The organism is Citrobacter sp. Cu233, from assembly GCF_030332225.1.
GTDB lineage: Bacteria > Pseudomonadota > Gammaproteobacteria > Enterobacterales > Enterobacteriaceae > Citrobacter.
This window is the reverse complement of the sequence record NZ_JAOWIF010000031.1, coordinates 293,616-313,556: the sequence shown is the minus strand read 5'-3', so window position 1 is coordinate 313,556 and position 19,941 is coordinate 293,616. Positions and strand designations below refer to the sequence as shown.

Below are 19,941 nucleotides of genomic sequence, written 5' to 3'. Positions count from 1 at the left end.
GCGATTTACGGCCTTGTAGTAGTAACGGAATTAACAAACCACTGCTGGATGTTGCTCATCGCAGAATGCGAGGTATCCAGAATCGGCTGCGGATAGAAGCCAAGCAGTACCAGAAGCACGACCAGCAACAGGATGATAAACAGCTCACGCAGCGACATCCCTGGCAGTTCAACACTGGCAATCTGGCTTTTCGCCTTACCAAAGTAAGCGCGATGCAGCATCGCCAGCGAGTATACAGAAGCAAACACCAGACCAAAGGTTGAGATCACCGTAATGACCGGAACCACCTGGTAGCTGCCGAACAGAATCATGAATTCGCCAACAAAGTTACCTGTACCCGGCATACCCAGCGTACAAACGGCGAAGAACATGGACAGTGCAGGCAACCATTTCATTTTGCCCCACAGGCCGCCCATCATACGCATATCACGCGTATGCAGACGTTCGTATAACTGCCCACACAGAATGAACAGACCGGCTGCGGACAGACCGTGAGCGATCATCTGGATAACCGCACCCTGGTACGCCAGCTGGCTGCCCGTGTAGATAGCAATCAGTACGAAGCCCATGTGCGATACCGAGGTGTAGGCAATCAGACGTTTGATATCGTACTGATTAAAGGCCATCCACGCACCGTAGAAGATACCGATAACGCCGAGCCACATCGCGATAGGTGCGAACTCCGCCGACGCGTTCGGGAACAGCGGCAGAGAGAAGCGCAGCAGACCGTAGGCTGCGGTTTTCAGCAAGATCCCCGCCAGGTCAACGGAACCTGCGGTCGGTGCCTGGGAGTGCGCGTCCGGCAACCAGCCGTGCAGCGGAACCACCGGCATTTTCACCGCAAAAGCGATGAAGAAGCCCAGCATCAGCAGATATTCCACACCGTGGGACATCGGGGTATTCAGCAGTTCTTCGTAGTTGAAAGTCCAGACGCCAGTGGCTTTGTAGTGCACAAACACCAGCGCCAGGATGGCAATCAACATCACCAGACCACTCGCCTGGGTGTAAATGAAGAACTTGGTTGCCGCCGTGATACGCGTTTTACCGTCAGAGGCTTTATGCCCCCACAGCGCGATCAGGAAGTACATCGGCACCAGCATCATTTCCCAGAAGAAGAAGAACAGGAACATGTCGATGGCAAGGAACACGCCGATCACGCCGCCCAGAATCCACATCAGGTTCAGGTGGAAGAAGCCCTGGTATTTTTCGATTTCATTCCAGGAGCACAGTACCGCCAGAACACCGAGCAGACCAGTCAGCACTACCATCAGCAGCGATAAACCGTCGATTGCTAAGTGAATAGAGATGCCGAAACGCGGGATCCACGGCAGGATAAACTCAGACTGCCACTGCGGAATGCCAGCGGATTGCGTCAGTGAATAGCCGCCCTGCAACCACAGTTGCAGACCAAGCGCCAGCGTCAGTCCCATGGTAATCAGCGCTATCCAGCGCGGCACCTTCACGCCAAAGCGTTCGGTCTGCCAGCACAGGAAGCCACCGATGAAAGGGATTAATATCAACCAAGGTAATAACATGGTGATCTTTGTTCCTTGTTTAAGTCCCGTTCAGGCTATCTCACTCGTCATAGCGAACCCCGGCTGTGCTCGCAACCTTCACGTACTTCAGTACGCTCCGGTTGCTGTGCGCAGGCGGTGTCCACTCTGACTTCGCCGATAACGCCTGTCCTTTTGGACCTGATTTTCAACGAATTTTAATAATTCTCTTTGGGTTTGTTGTGTCGGGCACAATACCAACCCTCAAACTCAACGCAGTACCATCAACAGTGCCAGCACAACGACAGCGCCGATGCTCATTGATGCCACATACCAACGCAGATAGCCGTTCTCGCTTAACAGCAGACCTTTACCTGCAAAGCGGGAAAGGATAGCCGGGATGTTCATCATTGCGTTCAGCGGATCGCGTTTCAGCAGCCAGGCGATGCCGAGGAACGGCTTAACGAACACTTTGTCGTACAGCCAGTCAAAGCCCCAGGCGTTATACCACCAGGTCCCCAGCAGACGGCCCGGCGCACTGTTGGCAATCGACGTCACCAACGTACGTTTACCCAGCCACAGCCATGCTGCGATCAGGATGCCCGCAATCGCGACGATACCGGAGGTAATTTCCAGCGTCATAACACGACCATGCTCAAGCTCAGTCGTTGCAGGCAGTACACCCTGCAGCGGAGGCACAATCAGCGCACCAACAAAGGTGGACAGGATCATCAGCACAATCAGCGGCAGATGATGGGTAATCCCCTTCCCTGCGTGAGCGCGAATTTGTTCTTTACCGTGGAACACGATGAAAATCATACGGAAGGTATACAAAGAGGTCATGAACGCACCGACCAGACCTGCAACCATCAGATTGATATGACCGTTCGCCATCGCTCCGGCCAGGATCTCATCCTTACTGAAGAAGCCTGCGGTAATCAGCGGCAGAGCCGACAACGCCGCGCCACCAATCAGGAAGCAGAGATACACCAGCGGAATAGACTTACGCAGGCCGCCCATCTTGAAGATGTTCTGTTCGTGGTGGCAGGCCAGGATAACCGAGCCGGATGCCAGGAACAGCAGCGCTTTAAAGAAGGCGTGCGTCATCAGGTGGAAAATCGCCGCATCCCATGCCTGTACGCCAAGCGCCAGGAACATGTAGCCAATCTGGCTCATGGTGGAGTAAGCGAGCACACGTTTGATGTCGGTCTGTACCAGTGCGGCAAAACCCGCCAGCACCAGCGTGATAGCACCAATAATCCCTACCAGATGCAGAATTTCCGGGGTCATCAGGAACAGACCGTGGGTGCGTGCAATCAGGTAAACACCGGCGGTAACCATCGTTGCGGCGTGGATCAGCGCAGAGACAGGCGTCGGGCCTGCCATCGCGTCTGCAAGCCAGGTCTGCAACGGCAGCTGTGCTGATTTACCCACCGCACCGCCCAGCAGCATCAGGGTTGCCCACATCAGCATATTGTTACCGTCTGCAAAGTGCGCAGGCGCCAGTTCCACCATTTCGCGGAAGTTCAGCGTACCCAGCTCGTTGTAGAGGATAAACAGTGCGAAGGCGAGGAATACGTCACCGACACGGGTTACCACGAAGGCTTTCATTGCCGCTGCGCCATTCTTCGGATCGGTATAATAGAAACCGATCAGCAGATAGGAGCACAGGCCCACGCCTTCCCAGCCGAGATACATCAGCAGCAGGTTATCCGCCAGCACCAGAACCACCATGCTGGCGATAAACAGGTTGGTGTAGGCGAAGAAACGAGAGTATCCCTCCTCTCCGCGCATATACCAGGAGGCGAACATGTGGATCAGGAAACCGACACCGGTTACCACGGAAAGCATGGTCAGCGACAAGCCGTCCAGCACCAGGTTGAAACCGATGTTGAAATCACCGACGGACATCCACGTCCACAGTGGCTGGCTGTAGGCCTGCTGGCCATTAGCAAAGAAGTCAACGCCAACAAACGCGGTTACCAGCGCCGCCAGGCCAATCGACCCGACGCCCACGGTCGCGGACAGATTTTCTGACCAACGACCGCGAGAGAACGCCAGCAATACAAAGCCAATAAATGGCAGAATAATGGTTAAGGCAAGCATGTTCATCCACGCATCTCACTTACTGAATCGATGTTCAGGTTCTGGCGACGGCGATGAAGTTGCAGCAACAGCGCAAGTCCAATGCTCGCTTCAGCAGCCGCGAGGCTGATGGCAAGAATGTACATCACCTGACCATCGGTCTGGCCCCAGTAGCTTCCGGCGACCACGAAGGCCAGCGCAGAGGCGTTAATCATGATTTCCAGCCCGATCAGCATAAACAGCAGATTGCGGCGGATAACCAGACCCGTTAAACCCAGTACGAATAAGACAGCCGCGAGGATCAGTCCATGTTGTAAGGGGATCATGCGTGCTCCTCCGTTTTTCTTTTCGCGCGGTCATCCGTGCGATTGCTCAGCACTTCACCTGAACGCTCTTCGCGACCGACGTGGAAGGCCACAACCAGACCCGCCAACAACAGCATCGAAGCCAGTTCAACCGCCAGAACATAAGGTCCAAACAGGGAAATGCCGACAGCTTTCGCGCTGATCGGTGTACCGTCGATGCCCTGATCGTTAACACCCAGGATGGCATACACAATGACCACCAGCATGATGGCCGACAAAATCGCCGGACCAATCCACACCTGCGGCTTCAGCCACTGACGTTCCTGTTCGATTTCAGAACCACCGAGGTTGAGCATCATCACCACGAACACGAACAGCACCATGATGGCACCCGCGTAGACGATAATTTCCAGCGCACCCGCGAAGTAAGCGCCTAACGAGAAGAACACCCCAGAAATCGCCAGCAGCGAAATAATCAGGTACAGCAGTGCGTGTACCGGATTGGTGTGGGTGATCACCCGCAAGGTTGCGAGAATGGCTATCAGGCCACAGATATAAAAAGCGAACTCCATTGCCCCTCTCCTTACGGTAACAGGCTCTTGACGTCGATTGGCTTAGCTTCGTTCTCTGCTTCGCCTTTATCTTTGCCGTCGATTGCCATACCTGCCATCCGGTAGAAGTTATATTCCGGGTATTTGCCCGGACCGGAGATCAGCAGATCCTCTTTCTCGTAAACCAGGTCCTGGCGCTTGTATTCACCCAGCTCGAAATCTGGAGTCAGCTGAATAGCTGTTGTCGGACAGGCTTCTTCGCACAGACCACAGAAAATGCAGCGTGAGAAGTTAATGCGGAAAAACTCCGGATACCAGCGGCCATCTTTGGTCTCTGCTTTTTGCAGAGAGATACAGCCAACCGGACACGCTACCGCACACAGGTTACAGGCAACGCAGCGTTCTTCACCGTCTGGATCACGGGTCAGTACGATACGACCACGGAAACGGGGCGGTAGATAGACCGGTTCTTCCGGGTACATCTGCGTTTCGCGTTTCGCGAACGCATGTAGGCCGATCATCCAGATACTACGTACCTGGGTGCCGAAGCCTACTAACAATTCTTTTAAGGTCATGGTCTTTGTGTCCCTTATTGCGCCTGCCAGAGAATGACAGCCGCCGTTACCAGCAAGTTGACGAGCGTCAGCGGCAGACAGACTTTCCAGCCGAAGGACATTACCTGGTCATAACGAGGACGCGGTAACGACGCACGAATCAAAATGAACATCATCATGAAGAACGCGGTTTTCAGCGCGAACCAGACGAATGGCGGTAAGAACGGGCCATGCCAGCCACCGAAGAACAGCGTAACCATTAGCGCAGAAATGGTGACGATACCGATGTACTCACCCACAAAAAACAGACCGAATTTCATGCCGGAATATTCAATGTGGTAACCATCGGCCAGTTCCTGCTCGGCTTCTGGCTGGTCAAACGGGTGACGGTGGCACACCGCTACGCCCGCGATAGCAAAGGTGACAAAACCAAAGAACTGCGGAATAACGTTCCAGATATCAGCCTGGTTATTGACGATGTCGGTCATATTAAATGAACCGGCCTGCGCCACCACACCCATCAGGGAAAGCCCGAGGAACACTTCATAGCTCAGCGTCTGTGCAGACGCACGCATCGCACCGAGCAGCGAGTATTTGTTGTTGCTCGACCAACCGGCGAACAGCACCGCGTACACTGCGAGCCCCGCCATCATCAGGAAGAACAGGATCCCGATGTTCAGGTCAGCAACTACCCAGTTCGGACTCACTGGCACAATGGCGAAAGCCAGCAGCAGCGAGGTGAAGGCGATCATCGGTGCCAGGGTAAAGATGACGCGATCCGAGAATTTCGGGATCCAGTCTTCTTTAAAGAACATCTTGATCATATCCGCAACCAGCTGGAGTGAGCCACCCCAGCCAACACGGTTCGGTCCGTAACGGTTCTGGAACAGACCCAGCAGACGACGTTCACCAAAGCTCATGAATGCCCCGCAGGTGACCACCACCAGCAGGATCACCACCGCTTTGAGAATGCTCAGCAGGATCTCAATCAGATCGGGTGTAATCCAACTCATTGTTGTGCCTCCTGCAGATCCTCAAGACGCGCACCTGCCAGAACCGGCGCGATGCCAGGCATGCCCATCGGCAAACCAACCTGCCCTGCCGTCAAGCCTTCAGCGATTTCAACCGGCAGCGTGACCGTGTTGCCATCGTAGCTGAAAGAAACGCGCGTGCCGGCATTAACACCCAACTTCGCGGCATCTGCCGGGTTGAGTTTGATGTACGGCTGCGGCATGCGGGTCTGGAAGACCGGTGCACGCTGGGACATTTCATCACTACCAAACAGATGGTAGTACGGTGCGATACGCCACTGACCATCCTGAGCCTGGAAGCTCGCCGGAACGGTAGTGAAGTAATCCAGGCCCCCTTCAGAGGCTTCAATCAGACGCACGCCCGGATCGCCATGACGCAGTTTACCGCCCACTTCATCCTGGAACTTGTTCCACGCTTGTGGGGAGTTCCAGCCTGGTGCCCAGGCAAACGGAATTTGTGAACGCGGTGCAGACGGCTGGTTGTTCCCTTCCATCGAGAAGGCGAACATGGTGTCTTTATCCTGCGGCTGGCGCGGCTCGTGTACGCTGATGTTAGCGCGCATTGCCGTACGACCACTGTAGCGGTGCGGTTCACGTGCCAGTTTCTGTCCACGGATGCGGAAGCTGGCATCCGGCGCAGCATCTTTAATACCCGCCAGCTGCGGCAGCTTCTCAACGACCGCGTCTATAACGTGGTCGAGCTGCGTCCAGTCCACTTCACGGCTCTGTACGGTGCTGTGCAGCGAATGCAGCCAGCGCCAGCTTTCCAGCATGATGGTGTTGGCTTCGTAATAGGACGGGTCATAGACCTGGAAGAAACGCTGGGCACGGCCTTCGTTGTTAATCACCGTACCATCGCTTTCGGCGAAGCTTGCGGCGGAAAGCACCAGATGGGCGTTTTCCATAATAGCCGTACGCTGATGGTCAATGACCAGTACCAGCGGCGCTTTCGCCAGTGCGGCGTTCACACGCGTTGCTGAAGCATGACGATGCAAATCGTTTTCCAGCACCACAACGGCGTCAGCGCGACCTGTTTCCAGTTCAGTCAGCGCATCATCAAGGGAACCACCGCCAATCATGCCCAGGCCCATGCTGTTAACAGAGCGGGCAATCATGGTGATGCCGACGTCTGCGCCACGGCCTTTCAGTGCTTTCGCCACGTTAGCAGCAGCCTGAATCACTTCGGCGCTACCGGCGTTAGTACCGGAAATAATCAGCGGCTTCTTCGCCCCGGCCAGTGCCTGAACGATAACGTCAATTTTGTTCTGCAGGTCACGGTCGATGCCGTCAACCGCCGGTGCGTTGTTATCCAGCGCATGGGCGATAGCGAAACCTAAACGCGCCTGATCTTCAACCGGTGCACGGTAGGTCCATGCTGCGATATCATCCAGACGTGTGTTATCGACGTTGGTCACGAACAGCGGATGTTTGGCACGCTGGCCAATGTTGAGGATGGCTGCAATCTGCCAGTCGGCCACTTTCTGTGCCGCTGCCATTTCACGCGCTTTCCCCTTCACCGCCTGACGCACAGCCAGCGCAACACGCGCCCCGGTCTGGGTCACATCTTCACCCAGCACCAGGACTGCGTCGTAAGATTCGATTTCGCGCAGTGCCGGGGTATGAATACCGCCGTCACGCAGCACGCTCAGCGCCAGTTGCAGACGTTCCTGTTCACCCTGGGCGATACCGGTATAGAAGTTATCCGCACCCACCAGTTCACGCAGCGCGAAGTTGCTTTCAACGCTGGCTCGCGGAGAGCCAATACCGATCACTTTCTTCGACTGACGCAGAATATCTGCCGCCCCCTGCATCGCCTGCTCAGCGTTGAGGGTGATCAGATCATCGCCACGACGCTGTACCGGCTGACGCGGCCTGTCTTTCAGGTTCACGTAACCATAGCCAAAACGACCGCGATCGCAGAGGAAGTAGTGGTTTACGGTACCGTTGTAGCGGTTTTCGATACGACGCAGTTCACCGTAGCGCTCACCCGGGCTGGTGTTACAACCAATGGAACACTGCTGGCAGATGCTCGGCGCAAACTGCATATCCCATTTACGGTTATAACGCTCGGAGTGCGTTTTATCAGTGAACACACCGGTCGGGCAGATTTCCACCAGGTTACCGGAGAATTCGCTCTCGAGAGTACCGTCTTCCGGACGACCGAAATAGACGTTGTCATGTGCGCCATACACGCCCAGATCTGCGCCGTCCGCATAATCTTTGTAGTAACGCACGCAGCGGTAGCAGGCGATGCAGCGGTTCATTTCGTGAGAAATGAATGGCCCCAGATCCTGATTGCGGTGAGTACGCTTAGTAAAGCGGTAGCGACGGAAGCTGTGACCGGTCATTACAGTCATATCCTGAAGGTGGCAGTTACCGCCCTCTTCACAGACCGGACAGTCGTGTGGGTGGTTAGTCATCAACCATTCCACCACGCTTTCACGGAATTGCTTCGCTTCTTCGTCGTCGATAGAAATAAAGGTGCCTTCGGTAGCCGGTGTCATACAAGACATCACCAGGCGACCACGCGTATCTTCCGCGTTTTGATATTGCTTCACCGCACACTGGCGGCAAGCACCGACGCTCCCAAGCGCCGGGTGCCAGCAAAAGTATGGAATATCAAGGCCGAGAGACAGACAAGCTTCCAGCAGGTTGTCCGCTCCGTTGACCTCATATTCTTTGCCGTCTACATGAATCGTAGCCATAGTCAGCATGCTTCCAGTTGGCTCGGTCATAACCGAGCGTTAATCGAATTTCTTATCGCGACACAGGGTTAACCCTGTAATCACCAGCGCTCTTTCAGCAGGTTCGGCTGAATACCACTAATTACGTGGGTATTGCTGAAGGTCTGCTTGATGCCAGCTTCGAATTCTTCGCGGAAATATTTAATGGCGCTCTGCAGCGGTTCAACCGCACCCGGTGCGTGCGCACAGAAGGTTTTACCCGGACCGAGGAAACGACACAGTTGCTCAAGTGTCTCGATATCCCCCGGCTGGCCTTCACCACGCTCCAGCGCACGCAGAATTTTCACACTCCACGGCAGGCCATCACGACATGGCGTACACCAGCCACAGGATTCGCGGGCGAAGAACTCTTCCAGGTTGCGCACCAGCGGTACCATGCCAATCTCGTGGTCAACCGCCATCGCCAGTGCCGTACCCAGACGGCTGCCCGCTTTACCGATGCTTTCGAATTCCATCGGCAAGTCGAGATGTGCCTCAGTGAGGAAGTCGGTTCCCGCACCACCTGGCTGCCAGGCTTTGAACTTCAGGCCATCACGCATGCCGCCCGCGTAATCTTCGAGGATTTCACGGGCAGTAGTGCCAAATGGCAGCTCCCACAGTCCCGGATTCTTCACGCGACCAGAGAAGCCCATCAGTTTGGTGCCCGCGTCTTTGCTCTTCGAAATGTTCTGGTACCACTCCACGCCGTTTGCGAGAATAGCCGGTACGTTACACAGGGTTTCGACGTTGTTAACACAGGTCGGTTTACCCCATGCACCAGAGCTTGCCGGGAACGGCGGCTTGGAGCGCGGGTTCGCGCGGCGACCTTCGAGGGAGTTAATCAGCGCGGTTTCTTCACCACAGATGTAACGCCCTGCCCCGGTATGCACAAACAGTTCGAAATCGAAACCGGTGCCCATGATGTTTTTACCAAGCAGGCCAGCTTCGGTCGCTTCGGCAATCGCGCGACGCAGATGCACAGCCGCTTCGATATACTCACCGCGCAGGAAGATGTAACCACGGTACGCTTTCAGCGCAAACGCGGAGATCAACATACCTTCCACCAGCAGGTGCGGCAGCTGTTCCATCAACAGACGGTCTTTATAGGTGCCCGGCTCCATTTCATCGGCGTTACACAGCAGGTAACGGATGTTCATGGATTCGTCTTTCGGCATCAGGCTCCACTTCAGACCGGTGGAAAAGCCTGCGCCGCCACGCCCTTTCAGGCCAGCGTCTTTTACCTGGTTAACGATTTCATCCGGTGACAGCCCGGTCAGGGCCTTACGCGCACCTTCATAACCGTTCTTGCTACGGTATTCGTCCAGCCAGACCGGCTGTTTATCATCGCGCAGACGCCAGGTCAGCGGATGTGTTTCGGGAGTACGGATAATGTCTTTCATTTATACCGCTCCAACAGTTCGGGAATGCCTTCCGGGGTCAGGTGAGCATGAGTATCTTCATCGATCATCATGTTCGGCCCCTTGTCGCAGTTCCCCAGGCAGCAGGTCGGCAGCAGCGTAAAGCGACCATCAAAGGTCGTCTGCCCCGGCTTGATGTTGAGTTTTTTCTCAAGCGCAGCCTGGATCCCCTGGTAGCCATTGATATGGCACACGACGCTGTCGCAATAGCGGATCACGTGGCGACCTACCGGCTGGCGGAAGATCTGGCTGTAGAAGGTCGCAACACCTTCAACGTCGCTTGCCGGGATACCCAGCACGTCAGCGATCGCGTAGATCGCCCCATCCGGCACCCAGCCACGCTGTTTCTGAACGATTTTCAGCGCTTCAATGGACGCCGCACGCGGGTCTTCATAGTGGTGCTTCTCGTGCTCAATCGCTTCACGCTCAGCCGCACTCAGCTCAAAAGCCTCGGTTTGTGGTTGTTGATTCTCGTGCATAATTAGCGGTCCACATCTGACATAACAAAATCGATACTACCCAGATGGACGATCAGGTCGGACACCAGGCTGCCACGTACTGCTACCGGGATCTGCTGCAAGTGCGCATAACTCGGGGTACGGATACGAGTACGGTAACTCATGGTGCTGCCATCGCTGGTCAGGTAGTAACTGTTGATACCCTTGGTCGCTTCCACCATCTGGAAGGACTCGTTCGCCGGCATAACCGGGCCCCACGAAACCTGCAGGAAGTGGGTGATCAGGGTTTCGATATGTTGCAGCGTGCGCTCTTTCGGCGGTGGCGTGGTCAGCGGGTGATCCGCTTTGAACGGGCCTTCCGGCATGTTATTGAGGCACTGCTCAAGGATGCGCAGGCTCTGACGCAGTTCTTCAACTTTCAGCATCACGCGGGTATAGCAGTCGGACACACCGCCGCCAACCGGCACTTCAAAGTCAAAGTTCTCATAACCAGAGTACGGACGTGATTTACGCACGTCAAAATCAATACCCGTCGCGCGCAGCGCAGCACCGGTACAGCCCCAGTCCAGCGCTTCTTTTTTGCCGTATGCGGCAACGCCCTGAGAACGGCCTTTCAGGATGGTGTTGCGCAGTGCGGCTTTCTCGTAGGAATCCAGACGCTTCGGCATCCAGTCGAGGAAGTCACGCAGCAGTTTGTCCCAACCGCGCGGCAGATCGTGTGCTACGCCACCGATACGGAACCAGGCCGGGTGCATACGGAAACCGGTGATCGCTTCGACGACGTCATAGATTTTCTGACGGTCGGTAAAGGCGAAGAATACCGGGGTCATTGCGCCGACGTCCTGAATGAACGTAGAGATGTACAGCAGGTGGCTGTTGATACGGAACAGTTCGGAGAGCATGACGCGAATCACATTCACGCGATCCGGTACGGTAATGCCCGCCAACTTTTCGACCGCCAGCACATAAGGCATTTCGTTTACGCAACCACCGAGGTATTCAATACGGTCAGTGTACGGAATGTAGCTGTGCCAGGACTGACGCTCACCCATCTTTTCAGCACCACGGTGGTGGTAGCCGATGTCAGGTACACAGTCGACGATTTCTTCGCCATCAAGCTGCAGGACAATACGGAATGCACCATGGGAAGACGGGTGGTTAGGACCGAGGTTGAGGAACATGAAGTCCTCATTTTCGGTGCTACGCTTCATGCCCCAATCTTCTGGCTTGAACGTCAATGATTCCATTTCCAGATCCTGTTTGGCTTTGGTCAGCTCAAACGGATCGAATTCAGTCGCACGCGCTGGATAGTCTTTACGCAGCGGATGGCCTTCCCAGGTATGCGGCATCAGTAGGCGCGTCAGGTGTGGGTGGCCTTCGATATCGATGCCAAACATTTCCCAGGTTTCACGTTCATACCAGTTGGCGTTCGGGAAAAGTTTGGTGAAGGTCGGTACGCGCAAGTCGTTCTCAGACAATGCCACCTTGAGCATAATATCTCGATTGCGTTCAATGGAGATCAGGTGGTAGAAAACGGAAAAATCCGCGGCAGGTAATCCTTCGCGGTGCGTACGCAGACGTTCATCCATGCCGTGTAAGTCAAACAGCATGACATAAGGTTTCGGCAGTCTCTTTAAGAAATCGCCAACTTCGAGTAACTGTTCACGCTTGACCCAGACAACGGGTACCCCGGTGCGAGTCGCCTGAACGGTAAAGGCATCCGGCCCAAAACGGTTGCGCAGTTCGCCAATGACCGGGTCATCGAGGTGATCCCGTGTTTGCCATGCAGCGTCTTGCGCGGTTAAGTCGGTCATATTGTTCACCATTGCAAATGGTCCGTGATAGTCGGCAGTGCTTCGCGCTATTTATGTAGTGATAAGCGAAGGAAGTGCTGCTGCCGACAGGCGCAAATTAAATCTCGTCTGGTGTACGAAGATTCGTTACAGCAATACGTTCGCCGCGTTTACGCTCGCGTTCTGACTGCATATTGGCGCGATAAACGCCCTGATCGCCAACCACCCAGGAGAGCGGACGGCGTTCTTTGCCAATGGAGTCTTGCAGCAGCATCAGTGCCTGCATGTACGCTTCCGGACGCGGCGGGCATCCCGGGATGTACACATCTACCGGAATAAATTTATCAACGCCTTGCACGACCGAGTAGATATCGTACATACCGCCGGAGTTGGCGCATGCGCCCATGGAAATAACCCATTTAGGTTCCAGCATCTGATCGTAGAGGCGCTGAATAACCGGGGCCATTTTGGTAAAGCAGGTTCCGGCCACGACCATGAGGTCAGCCTGACGCGGTGATGCACGCAGAACTTCCGCACCAAAACGGGCCACGTCATGCACGGCGGTAAACGAGGTCACCATCTCTACGTAGCAGCAGGAAAGGCCAAAGTTATATGGCCAAATTGAGTTTTTACGGCCCCAGTTAACCATGTCATGCAGTTTGCCCATGAACACGTTTTTGTTAACTTCTTGCTCCAGGGGGTCGGTTACGATCTCCTGTTTTTGCAGGGGGTAACGGTCGTTCTCACCGTTAGGATCTATGCGGGTGAGCGTATAATCCATCTTAATGCCTCGCGGTTAGCGTTGACGATTAGCGATACTGTTCGTTTCCGGGTTCATACGCTCGCGGCGTGAACGCGCGGGCGTCCAGTCCAGCGCGCCAATACGCACCAGATAAACCAGACCTGCCAGTAACACAAAAATAAAAATTGCAGCTTCCACAAAGCCAATCCAACCGCTTTCACGGATAGAAGTTGACCATGCGAACAGATACAGCGCTTCAACGTCGAAGATAACGAAGAACATGGCTACCAGATAAAACTTGGCAGACAGGCGCAAGCGGGCGGTGCCGACCGAGTCGATACCTGATTCAAACGGCACGTTTTTAGATCTCGCGCGTGCGCGACCACCTAAAAACCAACCGCCGACGAGCATCAGGCAGCACAGGCCAATGGCAACAATAAGAAAGATAGCGAATGCCCAGTGATGAGCGATGACTTCAGTGGATGTTGACATACTCATTGCTTACTCATCAAAAGTAGCGCCAAATTCTCTGCTCTTTTCGGCAGATGAGCGCCACATCGATTCATGGGGAGGAATAAAAAAAACCTTACAATCACTGTAGAAAATCATTTATACAGCCAATTGATGGGGTTTTTTACTCCTTTCTATAACCTTTTGTCAACTTTAACAAAAGTTTCCTCACATTATTTTACACTGCTCCAACTTCATTAACATAAAGTGCTCTTTAGACTCATTTCGATCGTGTCATCAGTCAATTTCAATGTTGTTGAATCGTGTCCGTAGTGAAGTAAAAAAGATAATACACGTCTATTTTGACAGGAATTCGCACAGATGCCTCCCCCTAAATGGGAGTATTTTCTTGATCTGTGACACGCTTTTGTTAATTCACCATAAAAAACAGCAACAATTTCTCTAGTTTTTTAACATGGAAATGAATAGCGCCTTGGGTGATTATTTTTTGCACTATTTACAGGTGATTTTTTTACCTACTGATTTTGTTAATTTTTGGTATACAAAATGGCATTCCCGACCATTATTTGCATAAAAAAAGAGCCACTGGATGTTTTTTCATCACCAGCGACTCTTTTTTGCACTTACATTTTATAACGATTATTTATGGTACATCACTCAAAATCGCCTTCAACTATCAGCGAATCGTCTCCCCCTTCAGGGGTAAACTGGTTGTATTGCCAGGGATTTTGATAGGTCTGCATCGACTTAAAGATCACCTGAGCCAGCTCATTTTGTGAGGCAGGGTCGCAGCACAGCAAGTACTCCGTTTCCGGCAACGGTGGCAATCCGTCCGCCGCGCCCAGTACGCGTAAATCCGGGCTCATCATTTCTACAGGACGAGCAGTCACTCCCAACCCCGCCTTCACTGCCGCACGCACAGCCGCTAATGTTGAAGCAACATAGGCCAGACGCCACGGGATCTGCGCCGCGTTCAGTGTTGCCAGTACCATATCGCGGAACGGACTCGGATCGTCCAGCAGTACCAACGGAACCGGTTCACCTTTTTGTAAAATATATTCGGCCGCACAATACCAGTGCGTAGGTGAGGTACGCAGATTCAAACACTCAAAATCGCCTGGCCGATTGGTCGTCACCACCAGATCAACTTCTTGTGACTTCAGCATATCCACCATGTAGGCGTTGCGTTTCACTCTGACATCCAGCGCAAGCTTCGGATAAACCGAACTTATCCGGTTGAGCAGAAAGGGAAGGATGGTATCCGCTGACTCATCAGAAGCGCCAATAGTTAACACTCCCTGAAGATTGTTAAACATTAATGATGAGCATGCCTCATCATTAAAACGCAATATTTTTCTGGCGTAACCCAGCAACTGAATCCCATGCTCGGTCAGTAGTTTGTTACGTCCATGGCGCGCGAACAACTCTTTCCCCACAAGTTGCTCGAGGCGTTGCATTTGCTGACTCACCGCAGACTGAGTGCGACATACCGCAGCTGCCGCAGCCGCGAAGGTATTCAGATCGGCAACAGCAACGAAGGTTCTCAGCAGATCGAGGTCGAGGTTAATTATCGGACGATTTGCATTTATCATAATTTTTCACTTACTCGCGGGTCATACCGGGTTAATGCTGTGCATTCAGAAACAAACAACTCCATTTGTAATGGACCTCCCTCGCAGTTTCACCAGGTGTAACCAGGTGAAAATAAGGATGTATTTACTTTAACAAACGAAACAATTCCCTTTCAGCGCTATATAATACCCGTGACACTCATCGGAATATAGCAACGAGAAAGAGTCATTTTTTTAGCTGTTGGATGATTCTGACTAATGGAAAACATGTAAATTTTGTAAATTTAAAAAATAGTTAACGAACACTAATTTACACATTAAAAGCTAAATTTTCAGTATGTTAGAAACTCTCAACTAACATTAGAATTATCGCAAAACACAAGGTGCGCACCATTTCATGGGACTTATCTTAACCTAAAACCACTATATTTATAAGTGTTATCGCGAATTAATCGAAGCAAAAAGGTGTTAACTCAGACTGGCGGTTTTCGTATTATTAACGCGTTCAATAAATACTGTTTAAATATTAAATAATAATTAATTAAGAATGCCACCATTCATTAATTATGCTTAACAATAGATTCACACCGCGCCGTTATCAGATCAGGCCGATAACAGTTTGTCAGGCTAAGACCTCAGTATTTTCGAATTGCGCAAACAGCAGATGCTGCAAACCGCGCACTGCCTTGCACATCTCACTATTTTTAGCCAAACAAATCACCACACTCAAGTCGCCATAGTGAAATATATAACCACAAAATACAAAATACTAAGATTATAATTCTATACTAATTTAATTATTTAGTTGTTAACAGTTAATTATAACCTCGCAACTTTCGAAATCTTCTACTAAAGACCCTTCAAAACTCACCGTCGGGGGAGTACATTGTTCTGTGCTGACTTCCACGGCAGGGAGTGGCATTCACAGCTAAAAAGGTCAAGATTCATGTCCCCCATTGAAAAATCCAGCAAATTAGAAAACGTCTGTTATGACATTCGTGGCCCGGTTCTGAAGGAAGCAAAACGCCTGGAAGAAGAAGGCAATAAAGTTCTGAAACTCAACATCGGCAACCCTGCGCCATTCGGGTTTGAAGCACCAGATGAAATTCTGGTCGATGTGATCCGCAATTTGCCTACCGCACAAGGGTATTGCGATTCAAAAGGTCTTTATTCAGCCCGCAAAGCGATCATGCAGCATTACCAGGCCCGCGGGATGCGCGATGTTACCGTGGAGGACATTTATATCGGTAACGGCGTTTCTGAATTAATCGTTCAGGCGATGCAGGCATTGCTGAACAGTGGGGACGAAATGCTGGTTCCTGCGCCTGATTATCCGCTGTGGACAGCGGCAGTATCGCTCTCTGGCGGTAATGCCGTGCACTACCTGTGTGATGAATCATCAGACTGGTTCCCGGACCTTGATGATATTCGGGCAAAAATCACCCCGCGTACGCGAGGGATCGTCATCATCAACCCAAACAACCCTACCGGCGCCGTCTATTCCAAAGAACTGCTGATGGAGATTGTTGAGATTGCTCGCCAGAACAACCTCATTATCTTTGCTGACGAGATTTACGACAAAATTCTTTATGATGACGCGGAACATCATTCTATTGCTCCACTGGCCCCGGATCTGCTGACCATCACCTTTAACGGCCTGTCAAAAACCTACCGCGTTGCGGGTTTCCGTCAGGGCTGGATGGTACTGAACGGACCGAAGAAGCATGCCAAAGGGTATATTGAAGGTCTTGAAATGCTGGCCTCCATGCGTTTATGTGCCAACGTTCCGGCGCAGCATGCCATTCAAACCGCGCTGGGTGGATACCAGAGCATCAGCGAATTTATCATGCCAGGCGGACGTTTGTATGAACAGCGCAACCGGGCCTGGGAACTGCTCAATGATATTCCTGGCGTCTCTTGCGTAAAACCGCGTGGTGCGCTGTATATGTTCCCGAAAATTGACGCCAAGCGCTTCAATATTCATGACGACCAGAAAATGGTGCTCGACTTCCTGTTGCAGGAAAAAGTCCTGCTGGTCCAGGGGACGGCATTCAACTGGCCGTGGCCGGATCATTTCCGCATCGTGACGCTGCCGCGTATTGACGATATCGAAATGTCGCTGAGCAAGTTTGAGCGTTTCCTGTCCGGTTATCACCAGCTGTAATAACGTAGAGTGCTACCGAGATTTGCATCCGGTAGCACTCTCTGCGCAAAATACCTTTACTGAAGTCACTGAGTAAGGGTTGTTATGAAGCAGAGCCATTTTTTTGCCCACCTCTCCCGTCTGAAACTCATTAACCGCTGGCCGCTGATGCGCAACGTACGCACCGAAAACGTGTCTGAACACAGTCTGCAAGTAGCGATGGTTGCGCATGCGCTGGCGGCAATCAAGAACCGAAAGTTTGGCGGCCAGGTTAACGCTGAACGCATTGCCCTGCTGGCGATGTACCACGACGCCTCCGAAGTGCTGACCGGTGACCTCCCTACCCCGGTGAAATACTTTAATTCGCAAATTGCCCAGGAATATAAAGCTATCGAGAAAATTGCCCAGCAGAAACTGGTCGATATGGTCCCTGATGAACTGCGAGATATTTTTGCGCCGTTAATTGATGAACACGCCAGCAGCGATGAAGAGAGAGCGATCGTTAAACAGGCCGATGCGCTTTGCGCCTATCTGAAATGCCTTGAGGAACTTTCAGCCGGGAATAATGAATTTAAGCTGGCGAAAACACGGCTGGAAAAAACGCTGGAGTCACGGCGTAGTGAAGAGATGGACTATTTTTTAGCCGTATTTGTACCGAGTTTCCACCTCTCGCTGGATGAAATCAGCCAGGATTCCCCTTTGTGATGTTTCGCCGGATGGCGGCTAACGCTCATCCGGCGCAGGGGTTAAAAAATCAAAACGGGAACAGCATAGGGATCATCACCACACACACCGCCATCACGATCACCGTAAATGGCACCCCAATTTTCACAAAGTCGCTAAAACTGTAGTTACCCGGCCCCAACACCAGCGTGTTCACAGGTGATGAGACTGGCGTCATAAAGGCTGCAGATGCCGCCATCGCAATGACCATCGCAAAAGGATAGGGCGAAACCTCCATCGACTTCGCAGCCGCCAGCGCAATCGGTGCCATCAGCACCGCTGTTGCAGTATTCGAGATAAATAAGCCAATGGTCGCGCACAGGACAAACAGACAACCCAGCATCATGTACGGGCCATATCCCCCACCGACGTCCATGAGTCCTTTTACTACCAGATCGACGCCGCCGGTTTTTTGTAAAGCCAGCGCGAAAGGCATCATCCCGACGATCAAGATAATGCTAGGCCAGTGGATCGCCTTATAGGCGCTCTCTGCATCAATACACCGGAATTTCCCCATCAGCAGGCAGGCAATAATTGCGGCCACCGTATTGGGTATTTCATCCGTCAGCATTAACGCAACCATCAGCACCAGGCAGAAAATCGCGTGCGGTGCCTGACTGTGTGCCGGAGACGCTTCACTGACTTCAACCGGCATGTTCAACACCACAAAATCGCGGCCTTTTTTCCCAAGCGATGTGATCAGTTTCCAGTTCCCCACGACCAGAATGATATCGCCCATCAGCAACGGTTCATCCACCACCGCGCCGTCCATCGCCGTACCATCACGCTTCACCCCGACGACGTTCAGGCCATAACGCGTACGAAACGCGATTTCCCGTACCGTTTTACCGATTAATTCTGATTCAGGGATCAACGAAATCTCCGCCATCCCCACATCGAGTGCCTGTTCGGAAAAATACTCGCCGCGCAACACCATCGGCTCCAGCAATTGTTCACTGCAGAATTCGCGCAGATCGACATCAGCAGCGGACATATCAATGAGCAAAACGTCACGGGCACGGAACTCAGAGACCCCATTAACGTCCACAATCACGCGCCGAAAGCGACGCCAGCGTTCAACACCAATCACGTTCGCCCCGTAGCGCTCACGCAGCTTCAGGTCGTCAAGACGCTGGCCAATCATCGGCGAGCCGGGACGAATAGCCAGGCGGCGGGCGCGCCCAGTCAGACGATACTCTTTGATAAGATCGCGAAAGGTCCGGCGTTTCCAGCCATCCCCCTGCTGCCTGGAGTCCTCACCCTTGAGCATAAAACGCATAAGCAGCATGTAAATAATGCCGAGCACCAGAACAACCAGCCCCAACGGCGTCACGCTGAAAAAACTGAAGCCGTTAAGTCCTTCGCGCAGTAGCTCACTGTTGACGACCAGGTTCGGTGGTGTCGCTACCAGCGTCATCATGCCACTGATAAGCCCCGCGAAGCTAAGCGGCATCATCAGGCGTGAGGGAGAGGTTTGCATGCGCATAGATACGCTTAAAACAACAGGAATAAAAATCGCGACTACACCGGTGGAACTCATAAAGGCACCGAGCCCGGCGACGGTGATCATCAGCAAAACCAGCATCTTGACTTCACTACTGCCGGCAACCTTCACCAGCCAGGCCCCCATCACCGTTGCCACCCCGGTACGCACCAGGCCGTCCCCAATGATAAATAAGGCCGCTATCAAAATAACGTTAGGATCGCTGAAACCCGAAAAAGCCTCTGAGATGCTCAGTGTTCCACTCAGAACAAAGGCAATGATGACCAACAGAGCAACTGCATCCATGCGCACTCTGCCAGTGGCAAACAAAACGACGGCAATCGCCAACAATGAGAGAACCCATATCAATTCACCGTTCACAACATATCCTTGTTAA

General features: G+C 52.7%; 16 protein-coding genes. 2 read left to right on the top strand and 14 right to left on the bottom strand.

The features are described 5' to 3' along the window. Positions 1–5: 5 nt before the first annotated feature. The 13 genes from nuoM to lrhA form a co-directional block, all read right to left on the bottom strand. On the bottom strand, positions 6–1,535 hold the full coding sequence (nuoM, locus tag OGX95_RS07945; protein WP_005129465.1) for an NADH-quinone oxidoreductase subunit M: 1,530 nt from the start codon (positions 1,533–1,535) through the stop codon (positions 6–8). A 228-nt stretch (positions 1,536–1,763) separates the two neighbouring features. Beyond that, positions 1,764–3,605, bottom strand: coding sequence for an NADH-quinone oxidoreductase subunit L (gene nuoL, locus OGX95_RS07940; protein WP_286629044.1), 1,842 nt, complete (start codon positions 3,603–3,605; stop codon positions 1,764–1,766). Beyond that, complete coding sequence (gene nuoK, locus OGX95_RS07935; protein WP_006683663.1) at positions 3,602–3,904, bottom strand: NADH-quinone oxidoreductase subunit NuoK; 303 nt, start codon at positions 3,902–3,904, stop codon at positions 3,602–3,604. The genes nuoL and nuoK overlap by 4 nt, the downstream gene beginning before the upstream one ends. Next, positions 3,901–4,455, bottom strand: coding sequence for an NADH-quinone oxidoreductase subunit J (nuoJ, locus tag OGX95_RS07930; RefSeq protein WP_003028059.1), 555 nt, complete (start codon positions 4,453–4,455; stop codon positions 3,901–3,903). Before nuoJ ends, nuoK begins: the two co-directional genes overlap by 4 nt. 11 nt (positions 4,456–4,466) lie before the next feature. Beyond that, entirely contained in the window at positions 4,467–5,009 is a 543-nt protein-coding gene (gene nuoI, locus OGX95_RS07925; protein ID WP_005129470.1) for an NADH-quinone oxidoreductase subunit NuoI, read from the bottom strand. Positions 5,010–5,023: 14 nt separating this feature from the next. After that, the gene (gene nuoH, locus OGX95_RS07920; protein ID WP_003028063.1) at positions 5,024–6,001 is read right to left on the bottom strand and encodes an NADH-quinone oxidoreductase subunit NuoH; all 978 of its coding nucleotides are present in this window, start codon (positions 5,999–6,001) and stop codon (positions 5,024–5,026) included. Then, the gene (gene nuoG, locus OGX95_RS07915) at positions 5,998–8,724 is read right to left on the bottom strand and encodes an NADH-quinone oxidoreductase subunit NuoG (RefSeq protein ID WP_286629043.1); all 2,727 of its coding nucleotides are present in this window, start codon (positions 8,722–8,724) and stop codon (positions 5,998–6,000) included. The genes nuoH and nuoG overlap by 4 nt, the downstream gene beginning before the upstream one ends. Before the next feature lie 80 nt (positions 8,725–8,804). Beyond that, complete coding sequence (nuoF, locus tag OGX95_RS07910; RefSeq protein WP_202038192.1) at positions 8,805–10,142, bottom strand: NADH-quinone oxidoreductase subunit NuoF; 1,338 nt, start codon at positions 10,140–10,142, stop codon at positions 8,805–8,807. Further along, positions 10,139–10,639, bottom strand: a complete 501-nt coding sequence (gene nuoE, locus OGX95_RS07905) for an NADH-quinone oxidoreductase subunit NuoE (RefSeq protein ID WP_003028069.1) — start codon at positions 10,637–10,639, stop codon at positions 10,139–10,141. The genes nuoF and nuoE overlap by 4 nt, the downstream gene beginning before the upstream one ends. 2 nt (positions 10,640–10,641) lie before the next feature. Beyond that, a complete protein-coding gene (gene nuoC / locus OGX95_RS07900) occupies positions 10,642–12,444 on the bottom strand; it encodes an NADH-quinone oxidoreductase subunit C/D (RefSeq protein ID WP_137384160.1) in 1,803 nt (600 codons plus the stop codon). Between the two features lie 85 nt (positions 12,445–12,529). Then, the gene (gene nuoB, locus OGX95_RS07895) at positions 12,530–13,192 is read right to left on the bottom strand and encodes an NADH-quinone oxidoreductase subunit NuoB (protein WP_003028075.1); all 663 of its coding nucleotides are present in this window, start codon (positions 13,190–13,192) and stop codon (positions 12,530–12,532) included. A 15-nt stretch (positions 13,193–13,207) separates the two neighbouring features. Then, the gene (gene nuoA, locus OGX95_RS07890; RefSeq protein WP_040230134.1) at positions 13,208–13,651 is read right to left on the bottom strand and encodes an NADH-quinone oxidoreductase subunit NuoA; all 444 of its coding nucleotides are present in this window, start codon (positions 13,649–13,651) and stop codon (positions 13,208–13,210) included. Positions 13,652–14,277: 626 nt separating this feature from the next. After that, positions 14,278–15,216: a transcriptional regulator LrhA gene (gene lrhA, locus OGX95_RS07885; protein ID WP_271440146.1), complete on the bottom strand. Its 939-nt coding sequence runs from the start codon at positions 15,214–15,216 to the stop codon at positions 14,278–14,280. A 925-nt stretch (positions 15,217–16,141) separates the two neighbouring features. On the opposite strand from lrhA, the gene alaA reads away from it, so the two are divergent. Together alaA and yfbR are read left to right on the top strand one after the other, a co-directional pair. Further along, positions 16,142–17,359: an alanine transaminase AlaA gene (alaA, locus tag OGX95_RS07880; protein ID WP_286629042.1), complete on the top strand. Its 1,218-nt coding sequence runs from the start codon at positions 16,142–16,144 to the stop codon at positions 17,357–17,359. A gap of 84 nt (positions 17,360–17,443) precedes the next feature. Beyond that, positions 17,444–18,043 carry a 5'-deoxynucleotidase gene (gene yfbR, locus OGX95_RS07875; RefSeq protein WP_135321182.1) on the top strand — a complete coding sequence of 200 codons (600 nt, stop codon included), beginning with the start codon at positions 17,444–17,446 and terminating at the stop codon, positions 18,041–18,043. A gap of 49 nt (positions 18,044–18,092) precedes the next feature. Here yfbR and OGX95_RS07870 read toward each other — a convergent pair whose 3' ends face one another. Further along, positions 18,093–19,925: an SLC13 family permease gene (locus OGX95_RS07870; RefSeq protein ID WP_286629041.1), complete on the bottom strand. Its 1,833-nt coding sequence runs from the start codon at positions 19,923–19,925 to the stop codon at positions 18,093–18,095. Positions 19,926–19,941: the final 16 nt, after the last annotated feature.

Bases quoted from the DNA above. Each gene is read 5' to 3' on its own strand.
- nuoM (WP_005129465.1), bottom strand. From the start codon at position 1,535: ATGTTATTACCTTGGTTGATATTAATCCCTTTCATCGGTGGCTTCCTG.
- nuoL (WP_286629044.1), bottom strand. From the start codon at position 3,605: ATGAACATGCTTGCCTTAACCATTATTCTGCCATTTATTGGCTTTGTA.
- nuoK (WP_006683663.1), bottom strand. From the start codon at position 3,904: ATGATCCCCTTACAACATGGACTGATCCTCGCGGCTGTCTTATTCGTA.
- nuoJ (WP_003028059.1), bottom strand. From the start codon at position 4,455: ATGGAGTTCGCTTTTTATATCTGTGGCCTGATAGCCATTCTCGCAACC.
- nuoI (WP_005129470.1), bottom strand. From the start codon at position 5,009: ATGACCTTAAAAGAATTGTTAGTAGGCTTCGGCACCCAGGTACGTAGT.
- nuoH (WP_003028063.1), bottom strand. From the start codon at position 6,001: ATGAGTTGGATTACACCCGATCTGATTGAGATCCTGCTGAGCATTCTC.
- nuoG (WP_286629043.1), bottom strand. From the start codon at position 8,724: ATGGCTACGATTCATGTAGACGGCAAAGAATATGAGGTCAACGGAGCG.
- nuoF (WP_202038192.1), bottom strand. From the start codon at position 10,142: ATGAAAGACATTATCCGTACTCCCGAAACACATCCGCTGACCTGGCGT.
- nuoE (WP_003028069.1), bottom strand. From the start codon at position 10,639: ATGCACGAGAATCAACAACCACAAACCGAGGCTTTTGAGCTGAGTGCG.
- nuoC (WP_137384160.1), bottom strand. From the start codon at position 12,444: ATGGTGAACAATATGACCGACTTAACCGCGCAAGACGCTGCATGGCAA.
- nuoB (WP_003028075.1), bottom strand. From the start codon at position 13,192: ATGGATTATACGCTCACCCGCATAGATCCTAACGGTGAGAACGACCGT.
- nuoA (WP_040230134.1), bottom strand. From the start codon at position 13,651: ATGAGTATGTCAACATCCACTGAAGTCATCGCTCATCACTGGGCATTC.
- lrhA (WP_271440146.1), bottom strand. From the start codon at position 15,216: ATGATAAATGCAAATCGTCCGATAATTAACCTCGACCTCGATCTGCTG.
- alaA (WP_286629042.1), top strand. From the start codon at position 16,142: ATGTCCCCCATTGAAAAATCCAGCAAATTAGAAAACGTCTGTTATGAC.
- yfbR (WP_135321182.1), top strand. From the start codon at position 17,444: ATGAAGCAGAGCCATTTTTTTGCCCACCTCTCCCGTCTGAAACTCATT.